A 16,539-nucleotide genomic window follows, 5' to 3' on the forward strand; every position below is an offset into this window, starting at 1 on the left:
GCCTAAAAAACATCAAAGGCACAACTAGCTCATTCTCACTAGTTGTGCCTTTTTACATGCAAAACTTCCGATTGTCCGCTTTAAGAACCGTCCCCAATTAGTTTTTTCTTTGCTCCTGCTCGCCAGGCTTTGACGGCTGAGGGGCTGACGTGTTCAATTTCTGCTATTTCTTTGATGCTGAAGCCTTTTAGGCAGTAGTAGAGAACCCATTTTGTTTGGTTTTCGGTGAGTTGATTGCTTTTACAGAAGGAGAGGAGAATGTCTTCCTCGAGCGGACATGTCGTCCAAGGATCTTCGATGGCTCCCCAAAACTCTTCACTTGCTGGACATGTGTGGTCTTCATAGTTTTTGCTCTTCTTGAGTTCGGTAAGGATTTTTCCTTTGATGTAGGTGTAAGCATAGTTGAGAAACTGACCTTTTTCTGGGTCGAAGCGCTCATAGGCTTCCCAAAGTCCAATCTGGCCGATTTGGAAGTAATCATCCTTGTTTTTATAGATATTTAATGAGCGAATAATGCTATAGATCATCGGTGTGTATTGTTCGGCGACTTGTTCGAAACTCTCCATTTTGCTTTCCTTCAGAAAGCGCGCTTTGCTCTTGTATTCCCGGGTACCTTAAAGATAGCTAGATAATGAGAATGGAGCGAATCTACCAAGTTCACTTTTTATCGAAAATAGGACCCTAAACGGCCATTTTTGCGGTCAAATGTGATTTATAAGTGGCGATTTCACTATTTAAGCTGTTTTTAGGGTGAATTGTTTCCCCTGTATAGTACTTTGAGGTAGGAATTAGACATCTGAAGTGGGGGGAGAGTGAGTCTAAGGGCTGTGTAGGGGACAGGGAAAGTATACTCAAACCAGTAAAAATCAGGGGATTCTAAACTATCAGGCCTAGGAAGAGGATCAAAGGCGAAAAGAATAAATGAAACCGAAAGGGTGAATTTCCTAGACCAGGGGCCGCCACTTCATTCTTATCTGGCAATCACAAATTTTACGTTGGATCTTCAGCCTAAAAAACATCAAAGGCACAACCAGCTCATTCTCGCTAGTTGTGCCTTTTTACATTCAAAACTTCCGATTGTCGGCTTTAAGAACCGTCCCCATTGCTTACCCATTGCTTATTTAGGGCCTTGAGCTCTAGGAGAGCCCCTTGGCACCGTGGCCAAAAAGTCTGGGACAAGTGCCTAGTCCTATTGAATGATAACTTTATCTCCCGTCTGAATGGCTTTGTAACATGCTTCGATGACTCGCATATTTTGAATCGATGAAGCGCCAGTCTGAACGGGTTGAAGGTCATTTATAATAGCTTGTGAAAAATGTTCCACTTCCAATCGATAAATATCTCCGGGAATTCTTTCTTCACGGGTCATGCCATTATGATGGACCACTACATTGCCGATTCCACCATTAATATCCGGACGAAATGCGTAAGGTACTTTAATACTTCCTTTTGTTCCAACCACTTCATACTCATTGCGGCCAACCATGTCAAAACTGCAGTCAATCACAGCGGGAATTCCATTAGCCATCTCTAGATGCAAGAACGATGAAAGATCCACTCCCGTTTGGGAATCAATTTGCCCGATTCCTCTGACTTGAACAGGCTCGGACTGGAGAACAGAACGAAGCACATGAAGTGAATAGCATCCTACATCATAAAGTGCGCCTCCGCCCATCTCCTTCTTCATGCGGATATCCCCTTCTCGGTCTTCTAGGAAGAAGGAGTGGCTAGATTTAAACAATTTAACCTCGCCGATTTCACCGGATTTAATGATTTCGCGCACGCGTTGATGTTGTGGATGAAGCTGGTACATAAACGCTTCCATAAATTTCACGCCATGCTCCTCACAAGTTTGAACGATTTCTTCGGCTTCATGAGCTGACAGCGCAATTGGCTTCTCACATAGGACATGCTTTCCTTTTTGCGCAGCCTTGAGAACCCATTCCTTATGTAAATGATTAGGAAGCGGAATGTATACCGCATCGATTTCAGCGTCATCTAATAATTCCTCGTAGCTTTCATACGCTTTGGCGATCTGAAGCTCTGCAGCAACATCATGTACTTTACTGCCTCGACTCGCAATCGCTACAACCTCAGCCTGGTCAGCTCTGAGAATCGCAGGAATCAACTGAGTTCTAGCAATATGTGCTGTACTTAAAATACCCCATTTTATTTTATCCAACGAAATCTCCTCCTTTTTTATAAGGGACAGGTTTACTGTCCCAGTTGTTTCAAAGAACGTAATACTACTAAAAGTCAATACTAACCCTGTCGGAAAGGACTGTAGGGGAGTGGAGTGCTATCAACACTTCTTTTTTAGCTGGGAAAAGGGACCTGTCCCTAAGACTTCTTCTTATTAATAATATCAAATGCTACGGCTGCGAGTAGGACTAGACCTTTGATTGCTTGTTGCCAGTCAATTCCTAGACCTAGAATGGACATCCCGTTGTTCATGACACCCATTACCAAACCACCGATCACGGCGCCAACTACTGTACCGACACCACCGTAGGCAGAAGCACCTCCGATGAATACGGCTGCGATGGCGTCTAGCTCGAATAGGTTACCAGCTCTTGGAGTTGCTGCGTTTAGACGGGCAGCGAAGATTAAACCTGATAAAGCAGCTAAAACACCCATGTTTACGAAAACACCAAAGGTTACTTTTTTCGTTTGAACACCAGATAATGAGGCAGCTTTTAAATTTCCACCAACAGCGTAAACATGACGACCAATAATGGTCTTTTTCATAACGAACGTATACGCGACAATAATCACAAATAAGATAACTAAAATGTTAGGAAGTCCTCTATAGGTTGCTAATACGTATGTGAACGTATTGACTACAGCAAAAATAGCAACTAACTTTGCATAAAACAACCCTTTAGAACCCACTTCGAAGTTATAGCGCAATTGGTTGTTTCGACCATTTATTTCTAGACCAATCAGGATAAGCGAAACGGCAACACCAATGACGATTGAAAAGATATGAATGTCTGTACCGCCGAATAAATCGGGTAGGAACCCATTGCTGAGTTTTTGGAATGACTCAGGATATGGAGCAATTGATTGACCTTGTAATACGACTAATGTTAAACCTCTAAATAATAACATCCCAGCAAGGGTTACGATAAATGCTGGTATTCCAACATAAGCAACCCAAAAACCTTGCCATGCCCCGATTAATGCGCCAGCAGCAAGACAGATGATGACTGCAAGAACAGGATTCATCTGCATGTTAATCATTAAAATCGCTGAAATCGCTCCAATAAATGCAGCAACCGAACCTACGGATAAGTCAATATGACCGGTGATAATTACGAGCACCATTCCAACTGCTAGAATTAGAATGTAACTATTTTGTAGAATAAGGTTGGTAATGTTTAATGGCTTTAATAGCGTACCGTCTGTTAAAACTTGAAACAATAAGGTAATTAACACTAAAGCAATGACCATACTAGATTGCTTTAGATTCTTTTTTAATAAAGTAGTAATTGAATTCATTATGAGTTACCCCCTACTATTTGTCATATACTTCATGAGGACTTCTTGTGTTGCATCAGCTTTCTTCACTTCACCAGTAATCTCGCCTTCACTCATGACGTAGACTCTGTCACACATGCCGATAATTTCTGGAAGTTCCGATGAAATAACGAGAATTCCTTTTCCTTGACTCGCTAACTCATTCATAATCGTATAAATTTCAAATTTTGCTCCAACGTCAATCCCTCTCGTAGGTTCATCTAGAATAAGAAGGTCTGGTTCCGAGAACATCCATTTACTAAGAACAACTTTTTGCTGATTTCCTCCACTTAAATTCCCTACCTTTTGCGTAACGCTAGGGGTTTTAATATTCATTTTCGTACGATATTCTTCAGCAACGACGTACTCTTTGTTGTCATTGATGACATGGTTATTAGCGATCTTGTTTAAACTTGCGAGAGAGATATTTTCTTTTATATCATTCATTAAAATTAGCCCGTATTCTTTTCGGTCCTCGCTCACATAGGCAATTCCTTCGTTAATCGCTTTCGTCACATTTGTTAGATTTAATGGTTTGCCATCTTTATAGACTTCACCCGTTGTCTTTTTGCCATAGGATTTACCAAAAATACTCATCGCAAGTTCCGTTCTTCCGGAACCCATTAATCCAGCAATCCCAACTATTTCTCCCTTTTTAATATGGAGATTGACGTCTTTAACGATTTGTCGTTCATTTTGGACTGGGTGAAAAGTACTCCAATTTTTGACTTCAAAGAAGGTTTCGCCTATGTTTGGCTGTCTTTCTGGATAGCGGTTCGTTAAGCTCCGACCAACCATCCCATTAATAATCCGATCTTCAGTGATATCGGCGGTATCGATGGTTTCAATTGATTGTCCATCGCGGATAATGGTAACGGAATTTGCTACTTTTTTAATTTCATTTAATTTATGTGAGATAATAATTGATGTCATCCCTTGACTTCGTAATTCCATCAATAGGTTTAAGAGATTTTCACTATCGTTTTCGTTTAGGGCTGCTGTTGGCTCATCTAAAATGAGCAGCTTTACATTTTTCGATAGAGCTTTCGCGATTTCAACTAGCTGCTGCTTCCCAACCCCGATATCCTTAATTAACGTGTTTGGGGATTCCTGCAAGCCAACTTTGTTTAATAAATCTCTAGCTTTACTTACTGTTTCATTCCAGTTAATTACACCTTTTTTCGCTTGTTCATTCCCTAAAAAGATATTTTCAGCAATAGAAAGTTCAGGGATAAGCGCTAATTCCTGATGGATAATAACAATCCCTAAATCTTCACTTTGTTTAATATCCTTAAATTCACAAAGTTGTTCCTTAAAAAGAATATCCCCCTCATACGTTCCATAAGGGTAGACCCCACTTAGCACTTTCATTAATGTGGATTTACCAGCACCGTTTTCCCCGCAGATTGCATGGATCTCAGCTTCAACAACTTTTAAATTAACGTTATCTAATGCCTTTACTCCGGGGAATTCTTTAGTGATGCTTTTCATTTCTAAAATGATTGATTCCGATTTCATTTCGTCACACCCTTTGTCATATGAGAAATAGTAGTCTATATCGCAACTAGTAAGATTGAACGGTTACTAGTGGAAATTCATAATTTATGAATCCGTTACATTTGATAGGAATATATTTAAGTAATTTTAAAAAATAATGAATGATAGTAAAAAAGTGCGTCTTCTTACCTTGTTGGTTTTTCCGATTCTTTTCGAATGAAGTTAGCTTAATCGCATTTTTTTATAAAAGTGTGGCCGTTAAGAGTTCTTATTGAAAAAAAGGAGTAATAACCACCAGGTTAATTACTCCATCTTATCCTTTTGTTCACGAACAAATTATTGAAGCTGATCTTCTGTATAATATCCGCTGTCAATGATGACTTCTTTGTAGTTTTCAGCATCTACGTATACTGGCTCTAATAGGAAAGAAGGAACTACTTTTTTACCATTGTCGTAAGTTTCAGTGTCATTCACTTCAGCTTCTTCACCAGCAACAATCGCTTGAACCATTTCTACTACTTTTTCTGCTAATTTACGAGTGTCTTTGAATACTGTCATAGACTGATCGCCAGCGATGATTGCTTTCAATGATTGAAGCTCAGCATCTTGACCAGTGATATATGGCAGGTCAGTGTACCCAATGTTTTTAAGGGCAGAGATAATCCCAATAGCAAGTCCGTCATTTGGAGATAAAACAGCATCTACTTTATCATCTGTGTAGTATGTGCTTAAAAGGTTATCCATTCTTGCTTGTGCGTTTGCAGCACTCCAAGTCATAGTTGAAACCTTATCCATGCCAACTTGGCCACTCTTAACAACTAATTTACCTTCGTCAATGTAAGGCTGTAATACAGACATTGCACCATCATAGAAGAAGTATGCATTGTTATCATCTGGAGATCCGCCGAATAATTCGATGTTAAATGGACCTGCTTGGTTTTCTAAATCTAATGCTTCAACAAGGTAGTTCCCTTGTGTTACACCTACTTTGAAGTTATCAAATGTTGCATAGTAAGAAACGTGCTCAGAACCTTTGATTAAACGGTCGTAAGCGATTACAGGAATTTCAGAATCAGCAGCCATTTGAAGTACGTTTGTTAGCGCTTCTCCATCAATGGCAGCAATAACTAGAACTTCAACGCCTTTAGTAATCATATTTTCAATTTGAGACACTTGCGTTTCAACAACATCTTCTGCATATTGTAAATCTACTTTATAATCCATTTTTTCTAGTTCTTTTACCATGTTGTCGCCGTCGTGAACCCATCTTTCAAGAGACTTAGAAGGCATTGATACACCGATGAATCCTGCTTCACCACTTCCACCATCTGTAGAAGCTTTGTCGCCTCCGCCACAAGCTGTTAAGACTGTAGCTATCAAAACTGCGATCAATAATAGACTTAGTTTCTTCATGTTCTTTCCCCCTATTTGTAGTTTTATGATGAATGCGCTTACAGTCTTAATTGTATGGTACATTGGTCTTATATAAAATCTTAAACTATAGCAAATTAATATGTCTTTCTTAAAAATATTAGATTATAAAAATAGGAATTATCCTAACATTCGATCTTTTCTGGACTATTTTAAGTCAATAGCACTTTTTTAATTTGACCTTCGTGTTACAAAAAAAAGTTCTAGCCAAATGCTAGAACTTGAACCTTTCTCCAAGAGAATAGTCAGTGAATGGATTGCCGATAATCACTTGGTGAGATCCCCGTGTATTTTTTAAACACACGACTAAAGTAATTAGGGTCTTTATACCCAACATGATAACAGACTTCTTTTACACTTTTCTGTTTTGAACGAATGAGTTCTTTGGCTCGTTCAACCCTCATTTCTGTTAAATAATCGATGAAGGAACTTCCAGCACGCTCTTTAAATATTTTACTAAAATATTGAGGACTTAGATTTACGACCTCCGCCACATCTTCAAGGGTAAGGGCCTTGTCAAAGTGCTCCGCAATATACTCCTTTGCGATTGCCATGATATCTTTGGATTGTGAGTAATACATCGAGTGGATGTGATTGGCAATATTCATTAGTTCATCTTGAAGTTTAAATACGCCGTTACTTTCTACTAGATTTCTGTTAACGGAAATCAAGATGCCTGAGTCCATAATTTGGCGGCTTAATAGGACCAAAAATTCAGAGGCCTTTTCTTCCATCTCTTTTGTATTTTTACAATAGGCGACGAGGGAATCCATATACTTCTTATAATGCATCGGTACGTCATCTACGAGCCCCGAAGTAACCGCCTCCAATAATTTCTTCTCTAACTCGTAGGAATAGGTTCTCCCTTGATGATCTGCCTTTTCTGTGATTTGTTGATTATAGTAATGAACTTGGTAAGGACGTTGAATAGAAGAAAGTGCATAAAGGGCCTCATGGTACGATTGTACAAATTTTTCCACCTCATCATATAAACGCCCAATTCCAATCGAAAACTGGAAGTCTGGAAAGGCCTGTCGTAGCTTAGAAATCATGTCCCTGCCACAAGTCATTGCCAACTCCTTGACTTTTGTTTTATTGTCCGTGTTTTTTTCATCTACCTGAATTAAGATAGGGATTCGATCCATCGTTTCCTCGCCAACAAAATGGTTGGGAAAATAAGCGCTCAACCCTTTTTGGACAAAAGAAATAACTTCTCCTGGCTCCTGTTGAATGGGGTTTTCATTCAGTTTCATCCATTCAAAGACCATTACAAAGCTTTCTTTCTGGAATGTTCCTTCTAAATCTGACTCGATTAAATTTTGTTTCGTTGAGGCTTGCATGATCATAGAAGTGATGACTCGGGACTGGACGATGGATAACGCACGCCGATAATTGTCCCTTAAAGTGAGTTCTTCTGTTCTTTTAGCCTTTTCCTGCTCGATTTCCTGTATCGTATTCCTTAAGGGCTCAATAATTTCTTCTCGGTTGTATGGTTTAAGAATGTAGTCACGCACACCAATCTTCATCAACTGACGAGCGTATTCGAATTTGTCAAACGCCGTTAACATAAAAATGTTTATGGACCCATTTGTCTTTTTAATTTCCTTTGCCGCTTCTACTCCATCAATTCCAGGCATTTTTATATCTAAAAAGATGATGTCTGGGCGAAATTCCTCCGCTTTTAAGATTGCGGTCCGTCCGCTGTCTGCTTCATCGATTAAAACGGAGGGGAAGTTCTCTGTTATGATCATTTCTAGTCCTTTTCGTTCGATTGCTTCATCATCAACGATTAATATTCTATACATAGTCAGCCCTCCGATGTGAAGTTTTTAGGTAATATTAACTCTATGATGGTTCCTGTTCCAATCTCCGATTCAATCGAAATCCGTTCTTTTGATTGATAAAATAATTCCAGTCTCCTAAACACATTTTTGACCCCTAAACCCGTAGAATGCCCAGTTGATCGGGACGTTGTCGTAGATTTATCTAAAAGCATATGAATGGTATCTCGATCCATCCCAATTCCATTATCACGGATTTTCAGAATGATGGATTCCCCTTGGGAGTAACCTTCGATTTCAATCACTCCTTTTTGCTCATAAGGTTCAATCCCGTGTATAAATGCATTTTCTACTAAAGGCTGTAGGGTAAGAATCGGTAGCTTTAGAGACAAACATTCATCGGAAACGTTTACAATGAAATCCACACGGTCCTGAAACCTTGTCTTTTGAATGTAAAAGTACTCTTGAACCACACTAATTTCATCTGAGAGAGTGACAGGTTTGTCCATTGCCCCAAGATTGTATCTTAGTAATTTTGAAATCGAGTTAATAAGCCTATAAATTTGTTCGGACCCATTGATTAGGGCATATTTTGAAATTGTGTTTAGTGTATTAAATAAGAAATGAGGGTTGATTTGACTTTGGAGACTTTTCAATTCCATTTCTTTTAAAAGTTTTTCTTGTTCCGATTGTTCCTTTAGTTGACGTACATTATGTTCTAAATCTGTGCGCATTTTATTAAAGGTTTTCGATAAAAAACCAATCTCGTCGTTCGATTCAGGAAGGGTTGGGCCATCCAACTTTCCCCTAGCTACTTCGCGGGAGGCCCGTGTTAGTTGGTAGATTGGACGAGTAATGTTATGACTGAACAAGTAAGTAATCAATAAGCCAAAAGACAACGCCGCAATGGTCATAAACACCAAGGTTACCTGCATATAGTCATTTCTTGTGTTAATGGCATCATAATAAGTCTGAAACATAGACAGGTCTTCATTTAACAGGGTTAAGGTCTGATCCTGAATGAAACCAATTAGCATGTAGGCTTCTTTTTGGTTCGAAGAATAAGCCTCGATATCATCCTCTAAAAACGAATTCACTGCAGCATCGCTTTCCTCAATAAAGCTATCAATGATATTCTGGAAATTTTTCGTGTCGATAAAGTTGATTTCATTTTGAAAGTTTGTTTCTAACAATCTCTTTGCATTAATAAGGTCTTGGCGACTAGCCTGGTATTGGTCTAAATCGGCTGGAAGCTGCCTGATTAAGAAAGTTTCCATCGCTTCATACGTCTTTGCTGACTTTTGTGAAACATCGTTTAGCATAAAAAAACGTTCCTGAATAGTTGTATATTGCTGGATTGTCTGATTATTATTGTAAATAACAAATAGGGAAAAGCTAATCATGATTAAAAATAAAATGATGAAAAAGACGATGAATTTCGTTCTGATGGGAATGGAAAAATTAGTCATTTTCAACATCTTCTTTCGTTAAAATGCTTATGGGCGTATAGATATTCTTCTCAATCTCTTTCCCTTGAATAAGATCAATCAGTAAATTTACTCCTGTATAGCCCATTTGATAGGGTTCCTGTTTAAGTGCAGTATGAATTCCCCCTGTTTTTAATAAATCAAACGTTTCTTCAAATACATCAAATGCGTAAACTCGTACTTCTGAGGAAGGTTTAGCCTTTTTAATCCCCTCAACAATGCCAAAGCTGTCTAATGCACTTGTCCCAAACAGGATGGAAATGTCTGGGTGGCTCTTCAACATTTGATATGTTTTTTCAGCTCCTTGAATTTTGCTCATATTGGAACTCTCAATCGCGACAACTTCCATTCGATTATCAGTACTTATCGCATCAAGGAAGCCTTGTACTCTTTCTTCCAAATTGATATTAATTAAATTTCCGTTCAAAATCCCAACTTTTATTTTACCAGAGGTTTCATCAAGCACGGTTAACCCCATTTCATAACCGGCCTGATAATTGTCCGTTCCCACATAAGTCCGCTCATCATTATTTTCTAAATCTGAATCAACAAAGATAACAGGAATCCCTTTTTCTTCCGCTTTATTAATAACAGGCTCAAATTCCTGGGTAAGCCCTTGTGTTAATATCCCATCTACCTTCGAAGCGATCGCCATTTCGATTAGCTTAATATGATCATCAACATTTGTTTGTTCTGTCCCCCAGTATTCAATGGTAACACCGTTCTTCCCAGCACCCGCTTTTGCCCCCGCATAAAGGTCCTGCAAGTAAGGGCTTTCCAACTCTTGTATGATAAGAACAAAATGCATATCAGCCTGTCCCGCCATATCATTATTATTCATAGGTGTTTCTATATGAACGGTCTTCTTAAAAAAATAAAAAGAGAAAATCAAAGAAATACACAACACGGTGACAAATAACGCAAGAATAAAATAGTTTTGCTTCATACATGTCCGCCTTCAGGGACAGGTCCCTTGTCCCATTTATTTTATAGCACTTTTTGTTTATTTGCCGCTGCCGAACCTGCACCCGTTTCCCTAGGAAAAGAGGTTCATTATTCCTAAAGGGTCTCCAGATACGCTATTGCCAATGGACCCTTACTTAAAAGAGCGGTTTCATTTCTTTTTGTGACAATATTCATGACTATTGTCCTTCTACATATTTTTCTGCTTCTTTTAGTATAGAGGGGAGAGGCGGGAGGGACAAGGGGGCCTTATCGGGATGTTCAAGGGAATCGTGTACTCTTGCGCTAAAAATCGTGCTGGGGATCTAGCACTTTCTTTGGCTATTAGATTTTCACCAGTCTCTTAACACTTAACACAAATTCTTCAACAATCATCCTTATTGGTATCTATGACATGGTTGGCTATTCTTTATATCGTCTGGAGCATTGCCTATTGCAACACAAGACCAGCGAATTAATGTCATTGTAAAGTGCACCCTTTGGTATTTTCCTATGCTAATTTCGGAGAAGAAAATCAGATTCATAACCTACAAATTATAATAAGCCAAGTCGATCATATGAATCATCCAAAATGGCTGGCCCAGACAGTGTGCAGTAGGTTGCAGTGTGCGCAGTCCTACCAGAGGGGGGGTTCCATAGACGTGGGCGTTTGTATCTGAGGAAATGTTGGGAAAGGGGACAAGCATCCCTTTGCTTCCTATGGTAGAATGGGTCTAATGTTCGAGGGTGTAAGATTTTCATGAAGTTTTGAACTTCTGAAAAGAAGAGCAGAGCGAAAAAAAGGCTTACCCGAAAACTTTAAGTTTTTATGCAATAAATACATTACACAGAATTTTGTCCCCGTGGATTATGTGGTCAATGGATTAATAGCTGCTTTAGCCTATGCTAAGGAAAATACCATTTACCATCTTACGAATTCAAATCCTCCCACAAATCAACTGGTTTTTGACTTAATAAAGGAGTCTCTTCATCTCACGAACCTTGAAATGGTTCCTACCGATTATCAAGGAGAGCTGACACTAGAAGAACAAAAGTTCAATGAACCGATCCGCATATTTTACAATCATTGTGAGCGATCCATCCAGTTCGATGATTCCAACACGAAGCAATTATTAAAAGACGCCCAATTAGAGCCCCTTGAGTTAACAAAGGATATTCTTAGGAAAATCATCATAAACAGCCTAAGGTCAACAGAGGGTATTCCTACTAGTTGATGGATTGCTTCATTTAGGGAGCGTATAAGACAAAGGAAAAAGTCTTCATCGAATGGATGAAGACTTTTTCTATGTTTTTATGAAGTTCAACGTTTCCCATCAATGATGATTTTCAGGGTGGTGTTCCTTTATTTTTAGCTGGCAAGATTTTAGGTCTTTTTTCGGAAGGGCACTGTCTCGAAACCGGTTATTTCCTATTGTTAAGAATTAATTGTTTAATTTCTTGAATATCCTTCCTTAGTTCTTGATTTTCCTTGTATAACCGTTCCATTTGTTCATCACGATTTTCTTCGTCTTCTTGTCCCAAATAGCTTAATATGACGGCGACAACAAGGTTTAATATGACTAAGGATCCTATAATGATAAAACTAACAAAGTAGGCCCATGACCATGGGATTGCTTCCATAACTGGCCTTGCAACCTGACTAGCCCATGATTCAAAGGTCACGACTTGCAACAAAGTGAAGAGAGAGGTATGAAAACTTCCAAAAAACTCATCAGGAAGGACTTCACTAAAAAAGGTCGTTCCAATAATCGCATAAATGGAAAAAATCAGTACGGATAATCCTAAAATCCCTGTTAAGGCAGGTATAGATTTCATTAATGAGTCGATGATTTTTCTTAATGCAGGAATGGCTGGGATCATTCTTAACAATCGCAATACCCTTATTAATCTCAATACACTCACGAAAGGGGTGGTATAAAAGATTAGGCTTGCAATGACAATCGTGAAATCAAAAACATTCCATCTATCAGAGAAGTAACCTTTAAACCCTAACCCAATTATTTTTAAAATTAGTTCCGCCACGAAAATCCAGACAATCATTAAATCTAACATGAGTAATAGGCGATTGCCTGTAAAATAAGTTTCAGCGACAATAATGAACCCATTAAATAGGATAATAGCAATTAAAACCTGCTGGAAATTCTTATGCACGACCAACTGGCGAATCTGATTTCTTAATGAACTTTTGTTTTGATTTTCATCGTTATTTAGATTAGATTCCATCTTTTGTAACTCACACTCCCTTTTCAACATTTATTTTTTAGCAAGGGACAAGGGGACGGGCCGTTTGTCCCGGAGTTTATGGGTTCAGGCTTGGGCGAATCAGGGACGGTTCTCCTGCTTCCATCCTTGGATGGAAGCAAGAGAACCGTCCCTTTGCATCATATTTCTAAATGTGTTTGCAGTTCTGATTGGATTCGGTTTTGCTCTTCGGTTGGTACCTGTAGGTAGTAAATGGAATTGATCTGTGTTCCACTGCCTTCTACTTTCAGTTGTTCGATGTCGTTTACAACATCTTTATAATGTTTCTGAATTTCTAGGATTTCGTCAAAGGTTAGGTTTGTTTTAATATTTTTATCTAGGGCTGTGAAGATGTCTGCGTAATTTGTTAACGAGGAGATGCTTGCTCCTTCTTTCATTACAGCTTTGATGACTTGACGTTGGCGGAGCTGTCTTCCGAAGTCGCCTCTAGGGTCTTCATAGCGCATTCTAGAGTAATTTAGAGCTTTTTCTCCATCTAAGGTGATTTCCCCTTCAGGAAAGTGACTTCCGCCATAGGAGAATTCAAGGTCATTTGCGACCGTCACACCACCGACTGCATCAACGACATCTTTATAACCTTCCATATTAATTTGTAGGTAATAATCAATCGGAATGTCTAAGAAGTCTTCAACTGTGTCCATCGACATTTCGACGCCACCAAAAGCATAAGCATGGTTAATTTTATCTTTATAACCTTTGCCAATGATTTCTGTCCGGGTGTCGCGAGGGATGCTGACCATTTTTACTGAGTTGTTATTTGGATTGACTGTCGCGACAATCATTGTGTCCGAACGTCCACGGTCGCCTTCGCGTTCATCGACGCCAAGCATTAACATCGAAAAGGGCTCCTTCTCAACGACTTCCACCTCTTCGACTCTCTTTTCCGACTTTTCCCGCTCAATAGGTTGATGGATTTTTTCAGTTGTTTGGGTGACGGATTGATAAAAGGAATAGGCGTAGGCACCGCCGCCAATTAATAGAAGAAGCATTGTTATTCCGAATATCCGTAATCCTATGCGTTTCTTCTTTTTTCTCACCATATAAAAAATGAACCTCCATGATTAGACAAATTCTGCGTTCACTCTTTAAGGATAACAAATTTTGGGCCCTGGGGACAGGCATTCTGTCCGGAGTGGTTTAAGGGGGGAGCTAGGGAGAGTATACCTGTGGATGTTGACAAGGGGGGAAGGATGTTTAGGTTTTGGTGAAACTAGGCTACCTCAAAATTAATAAAGGAGAGGGGAATTTCCCGTATTAGCGGAAATTCCCTTCTCCTTTCATTGGTGACGGCCTTTCCCGCTGTAATATGAACGTGGACGGTTTTCTTGCTTCCTTTAGGAAGCAAGAGAACCGTCCCTACTTCTTCAACAATAAATACACAAAGTACGGTGCGCCGATGAGGGAGACCATGATGCCGGCGGGGACTCCGCTTGGTTCGATGATGTTTCGTCCGATGGTGTCTGCGAATAATAGTAACCAGCCGCCGAGTAAAATGGCGACGGGAATGAATAGTTGATTTCTAGGTCCTACCAAAGCTTTTGCAATATGTGGAGCCATGAGTCCGATAAAGGAAATTCCTCCTGTGACCGAGACGGCTGAAGCGGCTAGGGCAACGGCTGTTAATAGTAAGACTATCCGTTCTCTTTCTATGGAAACTCCAACGCCAATCGCGACTGGTTCGCTTAGTCCTAATAGATTTAACCGGTTAGCTTTATACAACGTAAAAGGGATGAGGATGATTAACCAAGGTAATAGTGCCCAGATAAACGGCCAATCGTCTCCCCAAATATTCCCCGCTAACCATGTGGCGATGAAATCCACTTTTGTACGGTCGGCAGATGAAATCAGGACAATCATTGCTCCCGAAAGGGCCAAGGAGAATCCGACCCCGATGAGCACTAACCTTACTGGCTGCAGGCCTGTATTTTTATTATAAGCCAATAAATAAATGAAAATAGCAGTGAGAATCGCGCCTCCAAACGCAACGAGAGGAATCATATAGACAAAGGTTCCGACCTCGATTGGGAAAAACAAAAAGAATACGGCAATTGCGACACCTGCACCTGAGTTTATCCCGATAATGCCGGGATCCGCTAAATCGTTTCTAGTAATTCCTTGTAAAATCGCTCCCGATAAAGCAAGCGCCATACCAGCTAAAAGGGTAATAACAATTCGTGGCAAGCGGACAGAAAACAAAACAAATTCTTCTTTAAACGTCCCTTGACCTAAGAGAGTTGGAATGATTCTGTTGTACGATACACTAGAATAGCCCATTCCCATGCTGATGATGATGGTAATTAAGATTAATAGTAGAGAGATTGAGACGATCATTCGCTGTTTTTTGATTAATCCTGGATGTATCATGAGAAGGCTTTTCCTCCTTTGCGAACAATAATCAGGAAGAAGGGCAAACCAAGTATTGCGACAATCGCGACGACGGGTGTTTCATAAGGTGCATTAAGGGTGCGACCCAGCGTGTCGGCAAATAACATAAATGTGGCACCAATAATTGCTGACATCGGTAAAATAAACCGGTAATCTGTTCCAACAATGGCGCGAACGATATGTGGAATCATCAGACCAATAAAGGCCATGTTTCCAACGAGTGCCACCGATGCACCTGCTAGAATGATAATCACAACGAAAAGAACCGCTTTGATTTGTGTGGTATTTTGACCTAATCCAACAGCGACTTCTTCGTTTAAGCTGAGAATCGTGAGTTGCCTTGATAGAAATATAGCAATCAAAATTCCGATGACGATAAAGGGAACAATGACTTGGAGCTGACCCCACGTTGTGCCAATCATTCCGCCTGCCGTCCACATCGAGACATCTTTTGAAATTTTAAAATAAAGACCGACAGCTTCAGCAATTGCATATAAAAAAGCGGAAATTGCGGCTCCGGCTAACACAATCCGAAGAGGGGAGAATCCGCCTCTTTTTACCGCACTAATTCCAAAAACGAGCGTTGCGCCAAGGGCGGCTCCGATAAAACAAGCAACCATTGTCATGAAGTAGTTCGCTGATGGGATAAAGGCAATCGTAATCGCCAAGGCGGCATTGGCACCCGCAGTTAAACCAAGTAAGCCTGGGTCTGCAAGAGGGTTTCTTGTCATTCCTTGCATAATTGCACCAGAAACCGCAAGCGCGGCGCCGACCATGATTGCTGCGATTTCCCGTGGTAAACGAATTTCACGGATGATTGAAATTTTATCGCCGGAAGCAGAAGAGGTAAGGGCTAGCCATACATCTTTCATCGTGATCTCTGCTGCACCAAAAACCATCGCGACGACAAACATGCCGACAAACAATAGAACAGCAAGGATTAGTTTCGGTATGAATTTGATGGATTGAAGGTTTTTAGTGTTCATTCGTCGCTCATCTTTTCTTTTGATGGAATAGGGAAGAGGAATCCTTGTGAAGGAATTCCTCTTTTTTTGTTGTGTTAACGTAGCTGTTGATTTCCGCTCCAGGCACTCGCTTTCCGCGGGCGTGCCGGGGAGCCTCCTCGGCGCCAGAAGCGCCTGTGGGGTCTCCCCAGCCCCGTACTCCCGCAGGAGTCGAGTGCCTTCCGCTCCAATCAACGGTTAGCAAAAATC

At 40.1% G+C, this 16,539-nt stretch carries 13 protein-coding genes; 1 reads left to right on the forward strand and 12 read right to left on the reverse strand.

The window, feature by feature from the left end:
* Positions 1-80 precede the first annotated feature (80 nt).
* From BMX30_RS15960 to BMX30_RS15995, 8 genes are all read right to left on the reverse strand, one after another.
* A complete protein-coding gene (locus BMX30_RS15960) occupies positions 81-566 on the reverse strand; it encodes a sigma-70 family RNA polymerase sigma factor (protein ID WP_090747913.1) in 486 nt (161 codons plus the stop codon).
* A gap of 623 nt (positions 567-1,189) precedes the next feature.
* Positions 1,190-2,182, reverse strand: coding sequence for a Gfo/Idh/MocA family protein (locus BMX30_RS15965; protein ID WP_090747916.1), 993 nt, complete (start codon positions 2,180-2,182; stop codon positions 1,190-1,192).
* A 158-nt stretch (positions 2,183-2,340) separates the two neighbouring features.
* Positions 2,341-3,501, reverse strand: a complete 1,161-nt coding sequence (gene mmsB / locus BMX30_RS15970; RefSeq protein WP_090747919.1) for a multiple monosaccharide ABC transporter permease — start codon at positions 3,499-3,501, stop codon at positions 2,341-2,343.
* Between the two features lie 6 nt (positions 3,502-3,507).
* Entirely contained in the window at positions 3,508-5,037 is a 1,530-nt protein-coding gene (gene mmsA / locus BMX30_RS15975; RefSeq protein ID WP_090747922.1) for a multiple monosaccharide ABC transporter ATP-binding protein, read from the reverse strand.
* Positions 5,038-5,352: 315 nt separating this feature from the next.
* A complete protein-coding gene (gene chvE / locus BMX30_RS15980; RefSeq protein ID WP_090747925.1) occupies positions 5,353-6,429 on the reverse strand; it encodes a multiple monosaccharide ABC transporter substrate-binding protein in 1,077 nt (358 codons plus the stop codon).
* A gap of 263 nt (positions 6,430-6,692) precedes the next feature.
* Positions 6,693-8,252 carry a response regulator gene (locus BMX30_RS15985; RefSeq protein WP_090747928.1) on the reverse strand — a complete coding sequence of 520 codons (1,560 nt, stop codon included), beginning with the start codon at positions 8,250-8,252 and terminating at the stop codon, positions 6,693-6,695.
* Between the two features lie 2 nt (positions 8,253-8,254).
* Positions 8,255-9,697 (reverse strand): sensor histidine kinase, encoded by a 1,443-nt coding sequence (locus BMX30_RS15990; RefSeq protein ID WP_170843910.1) that lies wholly within the window; start codon positions 9,695-9,697, stop codon positions 8,255-8,257.
* Entirely contained in the window at positions 9,690-10,661 is a 972-nt protein-coding gene (locus BMX30_RS15995) for a sugar-binding protein (RefSeq protein ID WP_090747934.1), read from the reverse strand. Before BMX30_RS15995 ends, BMX30_RS15990 begins: the two co-directional genes overlap by 8 nt.
* Positions 10,662-11,520: 859 nt before the next feature.
* Between BMX30_RS15995 and BMX30_RS16000 the strand changes: the two genes are divergently transcribed.
* Positions 11,521-11,892, forward strand: a complete 372-nt coding sequence (locus tag BMX30_RS16000; RefSeq protein WP_090747937.1) for a hypothetical protein — start codon at positions 11,521-11,523, stop codon at positions 11,890-11,892.
* A gap of 187 nt (positions 11,893-12,079) precedes the next feature.
* Here BMX30_RS16000 and BMX30_RS16005 read toward each other — a convergent pair whose 3' ends face one another.
* The 4 genes from BMX30_RS16005 to BMX30_RS16020 all read right to left on the reverse strand — a co-directional run bounded on the left by BMX30_RS16005 (position 12,080) and on the right by BMX30_RS16020 (position 16,311).
* Complete coding sequence (locus BMX30_RS16005) at positions 12,080-12,901, reverse strand: ion transporter (RefSeq protein ID WP_090747939.1); 822 nt, start codon at positions 12,899-12,901, stop codon at positions 12,080-12,082.
* Between the two features lie 158 nt (positions 12,902-13,059).
* On the reverse strand, positions 13,060-13,980 hold the full coding sequence (gene tagU / locus BMX30_RS16010) for a polyisoprenyl-teichoic acid--peptidoglycan teichoic acid transferase TagU (protein WP_090747942.1): 921 nt from the start codon (positions 13,978-13,980) through the stop codon (positions 13,060-13,062).
* Positions 13,981-14,296: 316 nt separating this feature from the next.
* The gene (locus tag BMX30_RS16015) at positions 14,297-15,304 is read right to left on the reverse strand and encodes a FecCD family ABC transporter permease (protein ID WP_090747945.1); all 1,008 of its coding nucleotides are present in this window, start codon (positions 15,302-15,304) and stop codon (positions 14,297-14,299) included.
* On the reverse strand, positions 15,301-16,311 hold the full coding sequence (locus tag BMX30_RS16020) for a FecCD family ABC transporter permease (RefSeq protein WP_090747947.1): 1,011 nt from the start codon (positions 16,309-16,311) through the stop codon (positions 15,301-15,303). The genes BMX30_RS16015 and BMX30_RS16020 overlap by 4 nt, the downstream gene beginning before the upstream one ends.
* Positions 16,312-16,539 lie beyond the last annotated feature (228 nt).

This window comes from Mesobacillus persicus, assembly GCF_900109925.1.
In the GTDB taxonomy this organism is placed as follows: domain Bacteria; phylum Bacillota; class Bacilli; order Bacillales; family Cytobacillaceae; genus Mesobacillus_B; species Mesobacillus_B persicus.